The 17,797-nt window shown below is 64.5% G+C and carries 16 protein-coding genes; 9 read left to right on the forward strand and 7 right to left on the reverse strand.

Annotated features, from left to right (window positions below):
- Nucleotides 1-224 precede the first annotated feature (224 nt).
- From CH275_RS21335 to CH275_RS21365, 8 genes are read left to right on the forward strand one after another with little or no spacing between them, the layout of a single operon-like run.
- Entirely contained in the window at nt 225-1,493 is a 1,269-nt protein-coding gene (locus CH275_RS21335) for a Rieske 2Fe-2S domain-containing protein (protein ID WP_080731842.1), read from the forward strand.
- 42 nt (nt 1,494-1,535) lie between these two features.
- A complete protein-coding gene (locus CH275_RS21340) occupies nt 1,536-2,489 on the forward strand; it encodes a catechol 1,2-dioxygenase (protein WP_094680201.1) in 954 nt (317 codons plus the stop codon).
- Nucleotides 2,486-3,382 (forward strand): alpha/beta fold hydrolase, encoded by an 897-nt coding sequence (locus CH275_RS21345; protein WP_048319519.1) that lies wholly within the window; start codon nt 2,486-2,488, stop codon nt 3,380-3,382. Before CH275_RS21340 ends, CH275_RS21345 begins: the two co-directional genes overlap by 4 nt.
- A gap of 22 nt (nt 3,383-3,404) precedes the next feature.
- Nucleotides 3,405-3,548, forward strand: coding sequence for a hypothetical protein (locus CH275_RS29620; RefSeq protein ID WP_155288885.1), 144 nt, complete (start codon nt 3,405-3,407; stop codon nt 3,546-3,548).
- 30 nt (nt 3,549-3,578) lie between these two features.
- Entirely contained in the window at nt 3,579-4,454 is an 876-nt protein-coding gene (locus CH275_RS21350) for an alpha/beta fold hydrolase (RefSeq protein ID WP_032385612.1), read from the forward strand.
- Nucleotides 4,451-5,437, forward strand: a complete 987-nt coding sequence (locus CH275_RS21355; protein WP_256991146.1) for a quinone oxidoreductase family protein — start codon at nt 4,451-4,453, stop codon at nt 5,435-5,437. The genes CH275_RS21350 and CH275_RS21355 overlap by 4 nt, the downstream gene beginning before the upstream one ends.
- Nucleotides 5,438-5,442: 5 nt before the next feature.
- A complete protein-coding gene (locus tag CH275_RS21360; RefSeq protein ID WP_256991147.1) occupies nt 5,443-6,762 on the forward strand; it encodes a M20 family metallopeptidase in 1,320 nt (439 codons plus the stop codon).
- Complete coding sequence (locus CH275_RS21365) at nt 6,746-7,516, forward strand: IclR family transcriptional regulator (protein ID WP_094680203.1); 771 nt, start codon at nt 6,746-6,748, stop codon at nt 7,514-7,516. The genes CH275_RS21360 and CH275_RS21365 overlap by 17 nt, the downstream gene beginning before the upstream one ends.
- Nucleotides 7,517-7,524: 8 nt before the next feature.
- On the opposite strand, the gene CH275_RS21370 is transcribed toward CH275_RS21365, so the two are convergent.
- The 6 genes from CH275_RS21370 to CH275_RS21395 all read right to left on the reverse strand — a co-directional run bounded on the left by CH275_RS21370 (nt 7,525) and on the right by CH275_RS21395 (nt 15,049).
- Nucleotides 7,525-8,301 carry an enoyl-CoA hydratase/isomerase family protein gene (locus CH275_RS21370; RefSeq protein ID WP_094680204.1) on the reverse strand — a complete coding sequence of 259 codons (777 nt, stop codon included), beginning with the start codon at nt 8,299-8,301 and terminating at the stop codon, nt 7,525-7,527.
- Nucleotides 8,298-10,580 carry a CaiB/BaiF CoA-transferase family protein gene (locus CH275_RS21375; protein ID WP_179276265.1) on the reverse strand — a complete coding sequence of 761 codons (2,283 nt, stop codon included), beginning with the start codon at nt 10,578-10,580 and terminating at the stop codon, nt 8,298-8,300. Before CH275_RS21375 ends, CH275_RS21370 begins: the two co-directional genes overlap by 4 nt.
- Nucleotides 10,581-10,590: 10 nt before the next feature.
- A complete protein-coding gene (locus CH275_RS21380) occupies nt 10,591-12,132 on the reverse strand; it encodes an AMP-binding protein (protein ID WP_179276266.1) in 1,542 nt (513 codons plus the stop codon).
- On the reverse strand, nt 12,129-13,154 hold the full coding sequence (gene dmpG, locus CH275_RS21385) for a 4-hydroxy-2-oxovalerate aldolase (RefSeq protein WP_094680207.1): 1,026 nt from the start codon (nt 13,152-13,154) through the stop codon (nt 12,129-12,131). Before dmpG ends, CH275_RS21380 begins: the two co-directional genes overlap by 4 nt.
- Nucleotides 13,151-14,104, reverse strand: coding sequence for an acetaldehyde dehydrogenase (acetylating) (locus CH275_RS21390; RefSeq protein ID WP_094680208.1), 954 nt, complete (start codon nt 14,102-14,104; stop codon nt 13,151-13,153). The genes dmpG and CH275_RS21390 overlap by 4 nt, the downstream gene beginning before the upstream one ends.
- Before the next feature lie 111 nt (nt 14,105-14,215).
- On the reverse strand, nt 14,216-15,049 hold the full coding sequence (locus CH275_RS21395) for an IclR family transcriptional regulator (RefSeq protein ID WP_094680209.1): 834 nt from the start codon (nt 15,047-15,049) through the stop codon (nt 14,216-14,218).
- A 238-nt stretch (nt 15,050-15,287) separates the two neighbouring features.
- Between CH275_RS21395 and CH275_RS21400 the strand changes: the two genes are divergently transcribed.
- Entirely contained in the window at nt 15,288-16,733 is a 1,446-nt protein-coding gene (locus CH275_RS21400) for an aldehyde dehydrogenase family protein (RefSeq protein WP_094680338.1), read from the forward strand.
- Nucleotides 16,734-16,865: 132 nt separating this feature from the next.
- Here the strand turns inward: CH275_RS21400 and CH275_RS21405 are convergent, their stop codons facing one another.
- Nucleotides 16,866-17,678: an IclR family transcriptional regulator gene (locus tag CH275_RS21405; RefSeq protein ID WP_179275106.1), complete on the reverse strand. Its 813-nt coding sequence runs from the start codon at nt 17,676-17,678 to the stop codon at nt 16,866-16,868.
- Nucleotides 17,679-17,797 lie beyond the last annotated feature (119 nt).

Consider the following 17,797-nt stretch of genomic DNA (forward strand, 5'->3'; position numbering starts at 1 on the left):
GACAGTAGGCGCCGCCGTCGGATACATCACGTGGATTGGACCGCTGAGCGGAACCGGGCGGGGTTCTCGGTCCGAGAAGGCCGGGCGCGTGGACAAATTCCGGTAGGCGGACCGCTTCGATTGTGGTGTCCGCAACGCAGTGATGTGCTGTGCCGACTCGGAGCGATCGGTCGAGAAGTCGATTGCTTCCCACGACACGAGTGAACTGCACCTGGAGAGCACATATGAGCGAGACGCTGGAACCCCGCGCGGCGTCGACGGTATCGCGCCCTACCGTCGCGACACCGCCGAAAGAAGCGGACCGAGTGAAGACGCCGGCCCAGAAGAAGAAGGACGGCAACCTGCCCGGTAGGCAGGACTGGTCGAGTTGGCCCCTGTATCAGGCAGCCGGAGCAGGCTTTCGCGGCTACTGGTACCCGGTGGTGTTCTCGTCCAAGGTCGGCGAGCGTCCCGTACGGGTCAAGCTGCTCGGCGAGGACATCTTCGTCATCCGCGACCGCGGTGTCGTTCGAGGCATGGCCAATCGGTGCCCCCACCGCGGAGTGCCGCTGAGCTACGGGAACAAGCAGTTTCCCGGCACGATCTCGTGCGTGTACCACGGCTGGACTTTCGATCTCGAGACCGGCGACCTCAAGGCCGCCATCACCGACGGTCCCAAGTCGCCGATCTGCGGCAAGGTCACCCAACCGACCTACCACGTCGAGGAACGACTGGGAATGGTGTGGATTTTCGTCGGCGACGGTGAAGAGCCACACCCCATCGACGAGCAGCTGCCCGAGGAACTCGTCAGCAACGCTGCCGTCATCGGATCGCGAATCATGCCGCGAGAAGGCAACTGGCGCTTCGCCTGCGAGAACGGGTACGACGAGGGACACGCGAAGTACCTGCACCGAACGGCGCTGTGGCGGCTGTTCAAGGCGATGCCGGTGTGGAACACCACCAAGATCGTCAAGCGCGGTCGCTGGATCTACCGAGTTCAGCTGGAACAGTTCTGGGATGCGGACTTCCCCGGCCTCGGCAAGTGGACCGGGAAGGCGTGGTTCAAGAGCAACCCGCCGAAGACCACCACGAACATCGGCAACACCGGTTCACACCGTGAGGTGAACCCGGTGATTGCGGCACAGGAGTTCCCGGGTTTCGCGTCGGTGAGTATGCCGGGTGTTCTGCGTATCGCCTACCCCACCTTCATTCACTACGAGTTCTACGTACCGGTGGACGAGGACAACCACCTCTACGTGGGAGTGATGGCGGATTTCCAGAAGGGGCTCAAGACCATTCCCTTCTACTTCAAGTACCTCGGAGCGGTCCGTTGGCTGTTCCACGGTCAGTTCTCCAGCCAGGACAAGTGGATGGTCGAGGTGACCGATGCACCGCCGGAGAAGCTGTACCGGCCCGACGACTCGCTTCTGCAGTGGCGCAAGCTCGCCGAGGACACGACAGAGGATCGGATCGATGCGTTGGCCGAACAGGGCATCGACGTACCGACCCCGTAATGATCTCACCCTCTGATTCGAGCTCGACCTAAGGAGCAAAACATGTCAATCGTGCTGGGAATCGGGGCATCTCACTCCACGTTGATGAACACCCACTGGGACAAGGTCGTTCACACCGAGCGTGCCGAGGCGTTTCGAGACGGACTCGCGACGGCCCGCGACCGCATCGTCGAAGCACGTCCGGATGTCGTGGTTCTGGTGGGATCCAATCACTTCCGGGGGTTCTGGCTGGACATGATCCCGTCCTTCACCATGGGCGTCGGCGAGGTCGTTGCCGCCGGTGACGGCGGAACACCGAAGGGCCCGCAGAAGACCGATCCCGAATTCGCTGGTGCGTTGGCTCAGTACCTCGTCGATGCCGGCACCGAAGTCGCCATTTCGGCACGCCTGCAGATCGACCACGGTCAGTCCCACGCAATTCAGTACCTGCTCGACGGGATCGACGTCCCGGTGGTGCCGTTGGTGGTCAACGTGTTCGCCGCGCCCCTGCCGACACTTCCTCGTGTCGCCGAGCTCGGTCGCAATATCGCCGCGGCAATCGAGAGCTTCGGTGACCGCCGCGTCGTGGTCGTCGCCTCGGGCGGACTGTCACACCAGTTGCCGTGGCCCAGTGACTGGACCGCTCCCGAGGGAGAGGACGAGGAGTTCCTGGTCGAAGCCTGGTTGAACGGGCGCGGCGAATGGGAACGCTACGACAAGCGGCGACGGGAAATCATCGTCGGAGCGAAGCCGACCATATTCCCGGAATTCGACGAACAGTTTCTGCGCGATCTCGAACACGGAGATCTGCAGAAATACACACAGTGGACGTCCGAGCAGATTGCCGAAAATGCAGGAAACGGTGGCCAGGAGCTACGAACGTGGCTGATGATGGCTGCTGCTCTCGGCTTCGCGCCGGGCAAGACCCTTGCGTATTCGCCGATGCCCGAATGGTTGACGGGAATGGGCGTGGCAGTGATCGAACCCCACACCTTGCCAGGAGAGAAGAACTCATGACTGTCGCATCACCGGTTGCGGTCGGGAAGTCGCCCGCCGCTTCGGCACCCCCGGAAAGCCGCTTCATCGAAGCGGACGGTGCCACCTACCACTACTACGACATCGGCACCGGGCAGGACACGATCTTCCTGCACGGCGGCGGCCCAGGATGCACCGCGTGGAGTGACTTCGGCCCCGTCGCACCGTATTTCGAGGCAGACCGACGTTGCGTGCTGGTGGATATCCTGCAGTACGGGCAGTCGGAGAAGTGCCTGATCGATGGCCCGATGTGGGACTTCCATGCGGCCAAGACGGTGGCGCTGATGGACGCACTCGGCATCGAGCAAGCCGACTTCGTCTGCAACTCGTGGGGTGGAACGATCGCCCTGAACTTCGCTGCCCTGCACCCCGAGCGTGTTCGCTCACTGGTGATCACCGGAAGTATGCCGGTGTTCTACGGTCCACTGGCACCACTTCCCGAGCGCGGTCATCGGGGACGGACCGCACGGGACGTCTACTACGGCGGCGAAGGACCCACCCGGGAGAAGATGCGGACGCTGATCACCCGCCTGGAATGGTGCGACCCCGATCGTCTCCCCGAGGAGACCCTGGACATGCGCTACCAGCAGAGCCTCGATCCCGAGGAAACGGCACTCGCTGCGATGTCGGACAGCCCACGCGGCGAATGGCAGGACCTGACACAGCAATTGGGCCTGATCGAGGCGCCCACCTTGTTCATCTGGGGCCGCGAGGATGCATTCCTCACGCCCGACTATCCAATGATGCTCGCGCGCATGATCAAACGCGGCAATCTGCATGTGATGGACAACGTCTCGCACCATCTGCAGGAAGAGCGGCCCGCTGCGTACCACGCGGTGGTGTCCGGATTCTTCACTGCCAGCCAACATCCCTGATCGAGCGAACGAGGACACCGTCGTGAAGATTCTGTACATCCCGCTGGCCATCGGTACCGGGATCGGCGCGCTGCGCTACTTCAGCGGGCGCCTGGCCACCCACCAGCGTCTGATCCCGAACCCGTTGGCACGCGTCAACACCCAAGTACATCGCATCAATCAATAGCACCGTATCGACTGAGTAGGAGCATCCAACGTGACGCAGGAACTCGCACGAACAATTTGGACGGAACTGGCGGGGCTCGACTTCAGTGTCAGCACCATCGACGCAGGTGGCATCCCCACCCGATCGCTTCGGGCAGGTAACGGTGCCGAGCACATCGTGTTCTTGCACGGCACCAGCGGGCACCTGGAAGCGTTCGTCCAGAACATCAAGCCGCACGCGGAGCGCTACACCGTTCACGCGATCGACATGCTCGGCCACGGGTACACCGGAAAGCCGGACTACCCGTACGAAATTCCGCGCTACCGGGATCACTTGCTCGCGTACTTCGATGCCGTCGGTATCGACAAGGCGCACATCGGCGGAGAGTCACTGGGCGGTTGGGTGGGCGGTCGGACCGCAATCGACAACCCCGATCGTGTCGCTTCGCTGCAGATGATCGCGGCCGGTGGAACAGTGGCCAATCCGGAGGTCATGGATCGCATTCGCACGAGTACGCGAAAGGCCGTCGAGACCGACGACGTGGAGTTGACGCGCCGTCGGATGCAGTTGCTGATGCACGATCCGGCCAACGCGAGCGAGGAATTGATCTCGGTTCGGCACACCATCTATCACCAGCCGGATTTCATCGCAGGTATCGACAATCTCCTGTCGCTGCAGAACATGGAGACTCGGCTGCGGAACATCCTCACACCCGAGGACCTCGCTCAGATCACTGTTCCCACCCTGGTCGTGTGGGGGCGCAACAACCCGTTCGGCGACATTCCGGAGGCACACGCGATGCACCAGAACATCGCCGGATCCGAGCTTCTGTTGTTCGAGAACTGCGGCCACTGGCCCCAGCGTGAGCACGCGGACGAGTACAACGCGGCCAGTCTCGCGTTCCTCGAGAAGCACCCGATCGCATGAGTGCGACGATGCGCGCAGCCCGGGTGCACGCGTGGGGCGAAGCGCCGGTCGTCGAAGACGTCGACGTGCCGGTGCCGGCAGCGGGCGAGGCACTCGTCCGCGTCGAGGCCGCATCGGTAGCGCACCTCGACGTGACCGTCGCCAGTGGTGAGTTCGGAATCAAGCCGACGTTGCCGTACACCGGAGGCGTGGAGGGCAGCGGCGTCGTCGTCGAGTCCGCCGTGTTCGAGCCCGGCACCAAGGTCGTTGTGCGCGGCGGTGGCCTCGGACTGTTCAAGAACGGAACGTGGGCCGAGTACGTCGTCGTCAAGGACAAGGCTTTGGTCGAGGTGCCCCACGGTCTTTCACCCGAGGTCGCAGCGACATTCTGGGTTCCGACGACGACCGCCCGCGCTGCACTGGTCGACGTCGGTCGACTCGGTTCGTGGTTGCCCGACGTCGGCAGCGCTGCCGAGGAACACGTCATCGTGGCCGGTGCCGCCGGTGCCGTAGGCTCGATGGTCACCCAGCTGGCCCTGCGGTACGGAGCCACGGTGACGGCCCTCGTAGCCGACCGCGAGCAGGCGTCGCGGGTCCCTGACGGTGCCACCGCATTGGTCGCCGGTGACGACGAGCAGTTCGCCGTACTCGCCGAGCAGCGCGCGGCCACCCTGCTGGTGGACACACTGGGCGGGTCGAATCTCATCGTCAGATCCCGTTGGGTGCGCCCCGGCGGCCGCGCGGTATCGATCGGATACGTCACCGGCAACGACGTGTCGATCGGGCTGTCGAACTGGCTGCTCGACGACGTTGCGCTGTTGCCGGTCAACATGATTCGGCGCGAGCAGTCCGCGCGTGCCACGGTTCCCGAACTCGCTGCTCTGTTGGCTGCAGGAGATCTGACGCTCGACTACGAGAGTTTCTCGTTGGACGAGACCGGGATTGCGCTCGACAAGCTCGGCGCGGGAAAGGTCCGTGGACGAGCGGTGGTCATTCCCAAGTGACGACCGTGAGCAGAAGGGACTCCGCCGACGAGGCCATCGAGCGCGTTCTCGCACATCTCACGCGAGAACGACTGCTCGCTGCCGTTCGGGCAATGGTGGACATTCCCAGCCCCACCGGCGGGGAAGCACCGCTGGCCGAGTGGATCACGTCGGATCTGGCCTCGGCCGGGGTCGACGCCGAGGTCCAGCGCATCGACTCGAGCCAGGCGAATGCCGTCGCGACCATCCCCGGCGGCGTCGGACCGTCCCTTCTGCTCTACGCCCCGATCGACACGTTCACCACCGGTGATCCCGCGCTGGACATCCCCGGCGCGGCCGTGTCGTGGCGGCCGGATCTCGCACCGCGGTCGGTGGTCTCGGGCGACATCGTCGAGGGACTCGGAGCCGGTAATCCCAAGGGCCACGGCGCAGTGGTGCTGGCTGTACTGCATGCGTTGCACGCAGCCGGCGTCACTCCGCCCGGAGACGTCGTGGGCGGCTTCGGAGCCGGCGGCATGCCGAGTTTCGCGGTGTCGGGAGTCGGTGCGCCGGACCGCACGAACACCGGTCACGGTGTCGGCGCGGGGTTCATGCTCGAACGTGGGTACACCACCGACTTCGCAGTCATCGCCAAGCCCGGTTGGACGGTGCTGCACGAGGAGGTCGGGCTCGTGTGGATCGACGTGACCGTGCACGGTGGACACACTTACGTTGGCAGTCGCCACCGCATTCCGTACAGCAACGCAGTTGCGTCGGCCGGCCGCGTGGCCGTCGCCCTCGAAGACTGGCTCGAGGAATACGCACAGCGCCATCGATATTCGACGATGACGCCCCAGGGAATTGTCTCGTCGATCAGAGGCGGCCTTCGCCGGCTCGCGGCGTCGACCCCTGCGGCAGTGACGCTTCGGCTCGATCTGAGGCTGACGACCCGACAGACGCCGGCCACGGTGCTGCGCGAAGTTCGCGCCATGCTGGCCGGGGTGAGCGAGCAGCTCGGCGTGGAGGTGTCGGCACGAGCGGTGGCGGCCATTCCGGCGACCCACACGCCCCCCGACTCACCGGTGATTCTGGCGGCGGTCGATGCCTTCGAGACGGTCTCCGGTTCACCGCACCAGATCATCATGGACAACAGCGGTGCCACCGACGCGAACATTCTTCGCATGCGCGGTGTGCCCACGGCTCGGGTCGGAATGCCGAAAGTGGCTGCGGTTCCCGATGGTTCGAGCATCGACTTCACGCGTGGCATGAACCTGGTGCACGTCCGAGAGATGCAGCGGTTGGCAGAAATTCTGATCCGTACCGTGTTCCTCCTGCCCTCGAAAGACGACAGTGCCCGAGCAGGATGACTGCGCCGCACCCAGCGTCGCGAACTCGGTGCTGGGCAAAACGCGGTTGATTCTCGAAGCGTTTCGACTCGACGACGACAGCCTCACGTTGACCGAATTGGCGCAGCGCACCCAGATATCGAAAGCATCGGTACACAGGCTCAGCCGGGAACTCCTCGAATGGGGAATGCTCGAGCGGTCCGGTCTCGAATATCGCCTCGGCATGCGGGCTTTCGAGTTGGGGAGCCGCGTCCCGAGATTACGTGTTCTGCGCGACGCCGTCCGGCCGTTCATGGAGACCCTGCATCACCGGACCCACGAGACAGTGCATTTGGCGGTGCTCGACGGCCACGAAGTTCTGTACCTCGAAAAGGTCGCCGGCGGCCCCACTTCCGCCCGCCCGTCACGGATCGCGGGTCGGCTTCCGCTGCACTCGACGGCCACCGGGAAGGTGCTGCTCGCATTCGGGCAGCCGAAGCTGTTCAACGATCTGCTTGCCAGGGGCCCGCTGGAGCGGGTGACCCCGGCGACGATCGTGCTACCCGGCATGTTGGCCGAGCAACTTCGCCGAGCGAGGGCCGACGGGTACGCCTCCGAACGGGAAGAGATGACCGCAGGTTACTGCTCGGTCGCTGCGCCCATCTTCGGGCCCACCGGCCTGCTGTTGGCGGCGGTGTCGTTGACTGCGTCGGCCGCCCGATCGGACCTGCCGCAGTTGGCCACGCTGGTGAAGTCGCTGAGCGACAACGTCTCTGCTACCGGCGTGGTCAACTGACCCCTAGCTCATCGACCCTCGAACTGCGCAGCACGCTTGTCGAGGAACGATCCGATGCCCTCGGCGGCGTCGCGTAGCTCGAGGTTGGCCATGACGTGTTGCTCCTCGACCGCCATGGCCTCGTCGATGGGCAGGTGTAGGCCGCGATCGATCACGGACTTCACCAAACCGATCGTGGCGGTGGGACGGTCGGCGAGTCGACGTGCTTCGCGGGCAACAACGTCCTCGAAATCGTCACCGGCGACCACGTCGACCAAGCCTTCTCGTAGAGCTTGCTCCGCCGTGAACTTGGTGGCGTCGATGATGAATCGTTTGGCCCGATGTGCCCCGACCAAGCGGGGCAGCCGTTGCGATCCACCGGCACCGGGAAAGATCCCGAGATCTGTCTCCGGAAATCCGAACATGGCCTTTGCGTGCAGGATTCGCAGGTCGCAGGCCAGCGACAGTTCGGCACCTCCACCGAGTGCATGGCCGTTCAGCGCTGCGATCACCGGTTTGGGAGCCAGTTCGAGCAAGCGTTGCACCACCACCCATCGACGCATGTGCCGATAGGTATCGGGATCGAGTCGTTGCATGACCCGCAGATTCGCTCCACCGACGAAGATTCGGTCCTTGCCGCGAACCACCACACATCGCACCGTCGGGTCGTCCAGCACGGTGGGAAGATGTGTGATCATCGATTCGATCAGTTCCGGATCGACGATGTTGATCGGCCCGTGGTCGATCACCACGGTGACGATGTCGCCGTCGCGCTCGTAGCGGTGGCCGGTCGGTTCGGTACTCATGAAAGAACTCCTTCGTTGTGCAGGTCGACCAGCTCGTCCGGAGTCAGACCCAGCTGTTCGACGAGGATGTCGTCGGTGTGTTGGCCCAGAAGTGGTGCTGCTGTGCGTAATCCGCCCGGGGTAGCGGACAGGTGGGCGACGAGACCCTCGTGCGCAACGGATCCCGCCAGTGGGTGTTCGAGGGTGGGGTAGAAATTGCGGGCGCGCAGCTGTGCGTCCGTGTCCACCAGGTCTCGTCCGTCGCGGACGGGATATGCGGCGATTCCCTGGCTCTGCAGGCGCTCCGCGAGCACGTCGGCGTCCGTCGTCGCGGCCGTCTGCGTCAGCGCTTCCCATGGATCGTGCTCGACGGCCGTCCCGATCGACGTGAGCGCGTCGTTCAGCGCGTCGGAAGTGCAACTCCCCACCGCTATCCATCGATCGTCACCGAGACTCTTCAGGATTCGTGCCGAATCGGTCGGAATATCGCCTGCCACTTGACTTTCGAGAGCCGCGGTGCCCAAATTCGAGGCCATTGCTTCGAGCTGCGACAGGTCGACGTGGCCACCTTCACCGCGATAGAGCAGTTCGAGTGCGCCGATGACAGCCGAATTCGCAGCGACCATGTCGCCGAGTCCGAACGTCAGCCCCTGTGGATCGCGATCGGCCCGTGCTGTCTCCGCTGTCAGTCCGGACATGGCCGCGAGGGTGTCGGCGAAGGTCACGGCATCGCGCCACGGTCCCGTCTGGCCGGTCCCGGCCATGGACACCAACACGACGCCGGGGTTGATCTTGCGAAGTTGTTCGTAGTCGAGCCCCCATCGCGCCAGGACGCCCGGGCTGAAATTTTCCACGACGACGTCGACATCCGCGGCAAGGCGACGCAAGAGATCCTGGCCGGCTTCGGTTTTCAGATTCAACGCAACGCTTCTCTTGTTGCGGTTGAAGTTGAGGAAGTAGCCACCGTCGTCGAATCCGGCGTCGGGGCGCAGTCTCATCCCCGGCGAGAAGCGGGTGGGGTCCTTTCGGTGGTACGACTCCACCTTGAAAATGTCGGCGCCGTGTTCGGCGAATGTCTTGGTGACGTACGGGCCGGCCAGAACCCAGGTCAGATCGAGAACGCGGACTCCGTTCAGTGCGCCGGTGGTGCTCGCCCCGTCGGCCGGCGCGCGCTCGTCGCGACGTACCTCGGCCGCGTCGTCGCGCGGGTTCGGTCGCGGAACGGCCCAGGCTTCGGCTGCCGTGACATCGCGAGGCTCGGCGAGGCGGACGGGTCTCGGTAGCGCGGGTGACTCCCAGCCGAAGCCGACGTCCCGGTAGCTGCCCTTGCTTCCACTGTGGACGAAGAACTGTCGATCCAGTAGCTGCGGATTGTCCAGCAGCGCAGGTCCGTTCGCCACCTCGGCCCAGGGCAATGCTCGACGACGGGCCTCCTTGGCGAACGGTCCGGCCGAGCGTCGACCGGTGAAGCGGGACACCACTGCATCCACATGTGCTCGCTCGCGCCACCGAATCTCGTTGTCCTGCCAGCGGTCGTCCGCCAGATCCTCGGCCTCGCCCTCTTCGACCATCCAGGCAAGAAGGTCCGTCCACATACGGGGGGATCCGGAATAACCGCCGGCGAGGAACCCGTCGGATGCCCGGAACACTCGGTGGGCGACGTGACCGTAGATGCCCGAGGTGCGCCCGGGAATCGTCCCGCCGTGGATCCACGAGATGGCACCGATCTCGAGGGTGGCCGCGACGGCCTCCTGCGCAGAGATCTCGACCAATTGCCCTGCGTTCGTTCGACGTCGTGCAATGAGGGCGAGCAATGCGCCGATGGCACCGTGGGTGCCGGCGAGTTGAGTTCCCTGCTCGCGTGGCGGTGGCTCGGGGGCCTGTCCGGCATCTCCGCAGAGCCACGCCATCCCGCCTGCTGCGGTGATCACGGTGTCGTCGCCGAGCCACTCTCGGCGTGGGCCCGAATTGCCGAACGGGGTGATCACCGTGTGCACGACCGCGTCCCACAGCGACGGCCTACTCTCGCGCAGAGCAAGGGTGCGAAGCCCGGGTGCGGGGCCGGACTCGAGCACCACGTCGGCCTGGGCGATCAGTTCGATCAACGTGGCGTCCGAGACGGTCCCCGAATGTCGAAGGACCTTCTTCCCGGCGTGCCAGTGCAGTCGGTCTGCCGCCGAATCCGAACTATCGTGGAGGGCTACCCGTACCACGTCGGCACCGAGGCCGACGAACACACGCGCGGCCTGGTATCCGAGCCGGTCGGTGAGGTCCAGTACGCGAATCGCAGGAACGGACAAGTGAAAGCTCCTAATCTTGTTGGTGCGCTTCGGCATCGAACGCGGAGGTCGGAATACCGCGATCGCGCAGTGCGCGCCGGTTCAGTTTCTTACTGGCCGTGGTCGGCAAGGCCGTCTCCACGTTGACGTACCGGGGGACCGCGTGGCGCGGTAATTCCTGCGCGCAGTATCGGAGAAGATCGCGCGGGCAGATGTGTCGTCCGTGACGGGGGACGACGGCGAGCAGTACCTCGTCCTCGGTCAGCTCGGACGGCACGCCGACCGCAGCAGCCTGGGCAACGTCCGGGTGGCCGGACGCCACCCACTCCACTCGTTCGGCGTCGACAGTCAAACCCCGGCGTCGGATCGTGTCGGCGGTTCGCCCCTCGTAGTAGAGCCACCCGTCGACCAGACGCCCACAGTCACCGGTGACGAACCAACCGTCACGCCAGGCTTTTCGGGTGATCTCGGGTTCTCCGACGTATTCGGTGAAGGTCAGGTTCTCGCCACACGGCCGTACCTCGAGCGAGCCGGGCGTTCCGTCGTTCACCGTACGTCCGTCGTCGTCCACCACGCGCACTCGATAATCGTCGACGACTCGACCGGCCGCGCCCGGGCGCGGCGCCACATCGGTCGTGGCCACGTCACCGAGCTCGGTCGATGCATACGCCTGCCGTAGCTCGACACCGAAGCGCTCCGCCACGCTGTGGAACATCCAGTCCGGTGCAGGTCCGCCGTAGGCGCGCGAAATGGTGTGAGCGCGATCGTCTTCGGTGGCGGGGGAGCGAAGCAGTATCGCGCACACCGCACCCATGAAGTTGAAGGCGGTGATGTGCTCTTCCCTGGCGGTACGCCAGAACCGTCGTGCGGAGAAGTCGTCGACAACCAGGCGGGCCCCGGACATCACCGCGGGTAGGAACGCGGCATGACGGGCATTGACGTGTTGCCAGGGAAACACATTGAGCAGCACGTCGTCGGAGCCGTAATGCATGGCGCGGGAGACACGTCGGGCCTGACCGAGCCCGACGCCATTGCACAGGAGAGCGCCTTTCGGGCGCCCTCCGGTGCCCGACGTGACCATGATCGCGGCCGGGTCGCCCGGGGACGTCCGATGACGCGACGGTGTGGTCTCGGTTCCGTCCGTCACCGCAGCCAGGCCGTCGACGTGGCCGTCGACAGTCATCGTTGCGACACCGACGGATTCGCCGAGCCGAATCAGATGCGGCTCCATGGCCAGCCGCGCCGGAGACGCGACAACGAGCACAGCGGAGCCCGCAGTCATCAGTTGACGAGCGACATCGGGATCCAGTGCCGTCGGGATCGGCAGCTCGATCGCTCCGAGCCAGGAGATGGCCGTGGTGAGTGTCGCGGCCGCGGGTCCGGACGAACACGCGGTCGCGACAACGCTGCCGGCACCGACGACACCGGCCATCGAGCCGGCCATGGCCAGGGCGTCCTCGAGTAGCCGACCGGCGCTGATGCTCGGCCCGCCGACGCGACGGATCACTTCACCGTCGGCGTCGGCGTGGGCGCGGAGCTCGACTGCCTCGGCCCACGAGGTCGGGGCAATCACGCCGGGAGTGCTTCCCTTTCGGCCACGAGACCGAGAGCGATGTCGATGATCATGTCCTCCTGGCCACCGACCAGTCTGCGACGGCCACATTCCATCAGGAGATCACGAACGTCGACTCCGTAGGCACTCGAGGCAGCCTCCGCATGCCGAAGGAAGCTCGAGTACACGCCTGCGTAGCCGAGCGTCAGCGTCTCGCGGTCGACGCGGACCGGTCGATCCTGAAGCGGACGAACGATGTCGTCGGCGGCGTCCTGCAGCGCGAACAGGTCGCTTCCGTGAGTCAATCCGGACAGGTTCGCAGCAGCGATGAAGGCTTCGATGGGGCAATTTCCTGCCCCGGCTCCGTGCCCGGCCAGCGACGCGTCCACTCGGTACGCGCCGTTCTCGACCGCTACCAGCGAATTGGCAACGGACAGAGACAGATTCTCGTGGGCGTGGATGCCGATCTGGGTTTCCGGTCCGAGCACATCGCGGTAGGCGCGAACTCGAGCCTGGACGTCGCCCATCGTCAGGCGACCACCCGAGTCGGTGACATATACGCAGTGGGCACCGTACGACTCCATCAACTTGGCCTGCCGTGCCAGAGCCTCGGGTTCTGCCATGTGCGACAGCATCAGAAAGCCGGACACATCCATCCCGATCTCGCGGGCCGCCGCAATGTGCTGGGCGGAGATGTCTGCTTCCGTGCAGTGAGTGGCAACGCGTACCGACCGGACCCCGAGCTCGTATGCCCGCTTCAGATCGTGGATCGATCCCACACCGGGGAGCAGGAGAGTGGTGAGGGTGGCGCGCTGGATCACCGACGCGGCAGCCTCCAACCATGCCCAGTCACTGTGCGATCCCGGCCCGTAGTTCAGCGACGAACCTGCCAACCCGTCGCCGTGCGCCACCTCGATCGCGTCGACGCCGGCAGCGTCGAGCGCGACGACGATGCGGGCAACGTCGGTGGGGGACATGCGGTGCCGAACGGCATGCATACCGTCCCGCAACGTGACGTCCTGAACGTAGATGGGGGTGCTCATCGGAGTGCCACCTTTCGGCTTGCGATGCGTTCGGCGACCTGGATGCCGGCGGAGGTCATGATGTCGAGATTGCCTGCGAAGGCGGGGAGATAGTCTGCAGCGCCTTCGACTTCGAGAAACACCGAGACCTGATGTGTGGGCCGCGGTGCGGACGGGTCGGCAAGCAACGTCTCGACGGGCTGATCGTCGGGGACCGCGACAACCTGGACCTCCTGCTTCAACCGATAACCGGGCACGTAGGCGGACACATCGGCCACCATCGCGGACACGGATTCGCGGATACGTTCGGAGAGAGCACCACGACCGTCGTCGGTCACGAGGGCAAACACGGTGTCGCGCATGATCAACGGCGGCTCGGCCGGGTTGAGCACGATGATCGCCTTACCGCGTGCTGCGCCGCCGACCGTCTCGATCGCGGCGGATGTGGTCTCGGTGAACTCGTCGATGTTCGCGCGGGTTCCCGGCCCCGCAGATCGAGAGGCGATCGACGCCACGATTTCGGCGTAGGCAACGGGAACGACGCGGTTGATGGCCGCGACCACCGGAATGGTTGCCTGCCCACCGCAGGTGACCATGTTGACGTTGCGTGCGTCGATGTGGTTTTCGAGGTTGACGGCCGGGATGACGTACGGCCCGATCGCGGCCGGGGTCAGGTCGATCATCGTCTTTCCCAGTGGTTCGAGCCGAGCTGCATTGGCCTGGTGCGCTTTTGCCGACGTCGCGTCGAACACGATGTCGATCTCGTCGAACCCGTCGAGCTCGATCAATCCCTCGACGCCACGATTGGTGACGGGTACACCGAGTGCTCGAGCACGCGCGAGGCCGTCGGAGTCGGGATCGATCCCGACCATGGCACCCATCTCGAGTACCTCGGAGCGGCCGATCTTCATCATCAGATCGGTCCCGATGTTCCCAGATCCGATGATGGCGACTCTGGTGGCAATTGGCATGGGCTTACCTCACTCACGGACTGCGGCGTCACTGCCGTTGTGGCAGAACTGCTCCAGCTTCACAGCTGAACGGCGATCGACACACGAATCGGGTCCGTTGAGCGATACGGCCTATGCCAGACGTTGCGCCGGGAAGACGCTCGGCGTGCTCATGGCCGCGTGGGTGTGCTGCCGGGTGATGGCGTGCGAGGCGAGCCGCAGTGCGTTGATCAATGCGGCGTCACCGGTGTGGTCCACCGGCACGGTCAGGGACAGTGCCGCGATGGCGTTGTCGCCGGAATCGTAGATGGGCACTGCGAAGCTCTTGTATCCGACCAGAGCCTCTTCGCGCTCCGTGGCCAGGCGCTGATTACGGATCGACACCATCTCGCGGCGGACGGCGTGCATGCTTCGCGCGCTCTGCGCGGTCAGCCGTGGAAAGTCGCTCTCCACCAATTGCTCGAGCAGTCGGTTGGAGTCGGGAGCCATTGCCAGCAGCAGCTTTCCGGACGCTGTACACGTCAGTGGGAGACGGCCGCCGACACGAGAGAGCGAGTGCACGCTTCGCGTTCCTCCGAGCTTCTCCAAGTAGCACGTGTGCGTGCCCTCGCGAACCGCCAGGTGTGCGGTGCCCCGGGTCGACGCGACGAGATCGACGAGGACCGGCCGGCCCACTCGGCGAAGCAACGATGTGCTGCCTGCACGCTGACTCAGGGCGAACACGCTGAACCCGATTCGGTACTCGTGACCGACACGCTCGAGCAAGCCGAGCGCGACCAACTCCTGCGCCAGCCGGTAGACCGAGGGCTTGGGAACGCCACTGCGCTCACAGAGGTCGACCAGACGGAGCGAGTCGCTGTCGCCATCGAAGGCCGAGAGTATCGAAAAGGCTTTTCCAAGCACGGAGTTGGGCGGAGCCAGCGGTGAGTCCTCGTCCAGGTCGAACGGGTGTGCCAACACGGACATGATTGCCTCCTGCGCTCACGGGTGACGGGTGTGCGCCCCATCACATCCACCATCATTATCCAGATGGATAACAATGTCCAGCCCGGTGAGCGGATCGAAACGCGTTGTTTACGACGCGTCGAATATCTGGGGTCGGTTCGGTCACCGAAACTCCCCGATACGGCGTCGGTCCGCGGCTGGCACATTGGACCGTCGAAGTCCGATATGGCGCTCGCCGAACGAGATGTTGAGGGAACACATGCACAACACGCAATTGCTCATCGCAAACGAGTGGGTCGATGCCTCCGATGGCCGTACCGGCGAGACCGTGGATCCGGCGACGAACCAGGTGATCGGACGGTTCGCCGAGGCCACGATCTCGGATGTCGACGCTGCGGTGGCCGCAGCACGTGTGGGGTTAGAGTCCGATGCCTGGCAGGGAATGAGCCCGGATGCCCGAGGGCAGCTCCTGTGGCGGATCGCCGACTTGCTCGACCGGGACGCCAAGGAAATCGCAGCACTCGAAACTGCCGACCAGGGACAGCCGACGTTCATGAGCGTCGGCGTCAACCTTCCGCTGACCGCTCAGGTCTTCCGGTACTACGCGGGTTATGCCACCAAGATCGAGGGCACCGTTTCGCCGGTGTCCATTCCCGGAAACCTCAGTTTCCAGCAGCGGGTACCGGTCGGTGTCTGCGCGCTGATCACCCCGTGGAACTTCCCGTTGGCTATTGCTGCGTGGAAGTTGGCCCCGGCCCTGGCCACGGGCAACGCGGTAATCCTCAAGCCTGCCGAACAGACGCCGCTGTCGACCATGAAGCTGGTGGAACTGTGCCTCGAAGCAGGAGTGCCCGCGGGCGTGGTCAACCTGTTGACCGGAGGACCCGAAGTCGGTAAAGCGTTGGTGTCCCATCGCGGTGTCGACAAGGTGTCGTTCACCGGCTCGACCGAAACCGGGCAGCACATTGTTCGAGCCTCGGCCGGAAACCTCAAGCGCGTATCGCTCGAGCTCGGTGGCAAGGCCCCCAGCATCATCGCTGCCGACGCCGACATCGACGCTGCCGTCGCAGGCAACCTGCAGGGCGCTGTGTTCAACACGGGTCAGGCCTGCGGTGCCTACACCCGGTTCTTCGTACACAGCTCACGCGCAGAGGAATTCACCTCCAAGATCGCCGCAGCAGCCGACGCGCTGCCGATCGGTCCGGGATTCGACCCGTCGACGGTTATCGGCCCCCTGGTATCCCAGGAACATCTTGATCGAGTGCATTCCTACGTGGAATCCGGTCGGTCACAAGGAGCCGAATTGGTGACGGGCGGAAGCCGCGTCCAGGGCGATCTGGCCGACGGCTTCTTCTACAAGCCAACGGTATTCGCCGGAGTGCGCGACGACATGACCATCGCCCGGGAGGAGATCTTCGGGCCGGTGTTGTCGGTCATGGCGTACGACGACGAGGACGAGGTCGTCGCCCGGGCGAACGACACCGAGTACGGGTTGGCTGCGGTGGTGTGGACCAAGGCACTCGACTCCGCACTCACACTCCCGCCCAGATTGCGCTTCGGCACGGTGTTCGTCAATCAGCTGCCTCTGCTCGATCCGGCATCACCGTGGGGTGGTTTCGGGATGAGTGGCTGGGGCCGTGAATTCGGTTCCCATTCGATCGATGCCTACACCGAAGTCAAGACGACATTCATCAACCTCGCCTAGCCGGCCACGTCCGCACGGCGGTGGGCCGAAGCCTCGTCCATCGCCGTGAGTGAGCGGCTTCGCTGCACGTGCACGGAAACTCGGTCTCCACTAAGAACTTCCACTCACATGCGGCGAAGCCGCTCTTCCAAACTATTTGCCGCAGCCGTTGAATGAACACACGGTGGGATGACACGTTCCGTCTCCGCGCGCAGCGCCCGCCGGTTGGAGGCACCGCATTGCCTGCAGGCTGCGGGAAATGCCGATTCCGGCAGTGCGCAGCGCTCCGGCAACGCGATTGACGTTCATTCTCGAGGTCGGTGCGGTCACCGACAGGGCACCGGCCAGAACAGCGTTACCGCTGAAAACCGGAACTGCGACACTCATATAGCCCAGTCGCGTTTCTTCTACCTCCACCGCCAACTGATCCTTGCGCATTCGCTCGAGCTGCTGCGCGAGGACTGCGACCGACATCGTCGTGCGTGAGGTATGTGCGACGAAGCCCTGCGCGACGACCTCGTCGAAGACCTCTCGTGGCGAGAACGCCAACATGATCTTTCCCGTTGCCGTGCTGTACAGCGGAAGTCGCCCCGCCACCCTCGAGTTCTCGTTCAAACCACGATGGCCCACGATCTTCTCGATGTAGAGCACGTCGAACCCTTCACGCACAGCGAAGTGGACGGTCTCCTGGGTCGCGAGAAGTAAGTCCTCCATGTACGGCAAGGCAGCGTCGCGAAGAATCCGCTGCCGGGGGACCATCTGTCCCAACTCGAACAGCCGCAGCCCCAATCGGTACTTCGTGCCTGCACGTTCGAGCAAACCCCATTCGACCAACTCACCGGCCAGTCGATGCACGCTGGCTTTGGACACTCCGCTGCGACGAGTGAGCTCGGTCAGCGAAAGGTCGGTGTTCGTACTGTCGAACGCGTCGACGATCAGCCTGGCTTTCGCCAACACCGAGGTCATGTCCGCAGTCGGCTCGATGTCCAGCGGACGAGGACTTTGCGCAGATCGTGCGGAGAGTGCGGAAGACATGCTCACCTCTAACGTCGAAATGTCTGAATCCCCCCGGAACATCGACGTTA

The organism is Rhodococcus sp. 06-235-1A (assembly GCF_002258785.1).
Lineage (GTDB): Bacteria > Actinomycetota > Actinomycetes > Mycobacteriales > Mycobacteriaceae > Rhodococcoides.

Excerpts from the sequence above, each read along its gene's own strand:
- CH275_RS21335 (WP_080731842.1), top strand. The coding sequence starts at position 225 with ATGAGCGAGACGCTGGAACCCCGCGCGGCGTCGACGGTATCGCGCCCT.
- CH275_RS21340 (WP_094680201.1), top strand. The coding sequence starts at position 1,536 with ATGTCAATCGTGCTGGGAATCGGGGCATCTCACTCCACGTTGATGAAC.
- CH275_RS21345 (WP_048319519.1), top strand. The coding sequence starts at position 2,486 with ATGACTGTCGCATCACCGGTTGCGGTCGGGAAGTCGCCCGCCGCTTCG.
- CH275_RS21355 (WP_256991146.1), top strand. The coding sequence starts at position 4,451 with ATGAGTGCGACGATGCGCGCAGCCCGGGTGCACGCGTGGGGCGAAGCG.
- CH275_RS21370 (WP_094680204.1), bottom strand. The coding sequence starts at position 8,301 with ATGAGTACCGAACCGACCGGCCACCGCTACGAGCGCGACGGCGACATC.
- dmpG (WP_094680207.1), bottom strand. The coding sequence starts at position 13,154 with ATGAGCACCCCCATCTACGTTCAGGACGTCACGTTGCGGGACGGTATG.
- CH275_RS21390 (WP_094680208.1), bottom strand. The coding sequence starts at position 14,104 with ATGCCAATTGCCACCAGAGTCGCCATCATCGGATCTGGGAACATCGGG.
- CH275_RS21395 (WP_094680209.1), bottom strand. The coding sequence starts at position 15,049 with ATGTCCGTGTTGGCACACCCGTTCGACCTGGACGAGGACTCACCGCTG.
- CH275_RS21400 (WP_094680338.1), top strand. The coding sequence starts at position 15,288 with ATGCACAACACGCAATTGCTCATCGCAAACGAGTGGGTCGATGCCTCC.
- CH275_RS21405 (WP_179275106.1), bottom strand. The coding sequence starts at position 17,678 with ATGACCTCGGTGTTGGCGAAAGCCAGGCTGATCGTCGACGCGTTCGAC.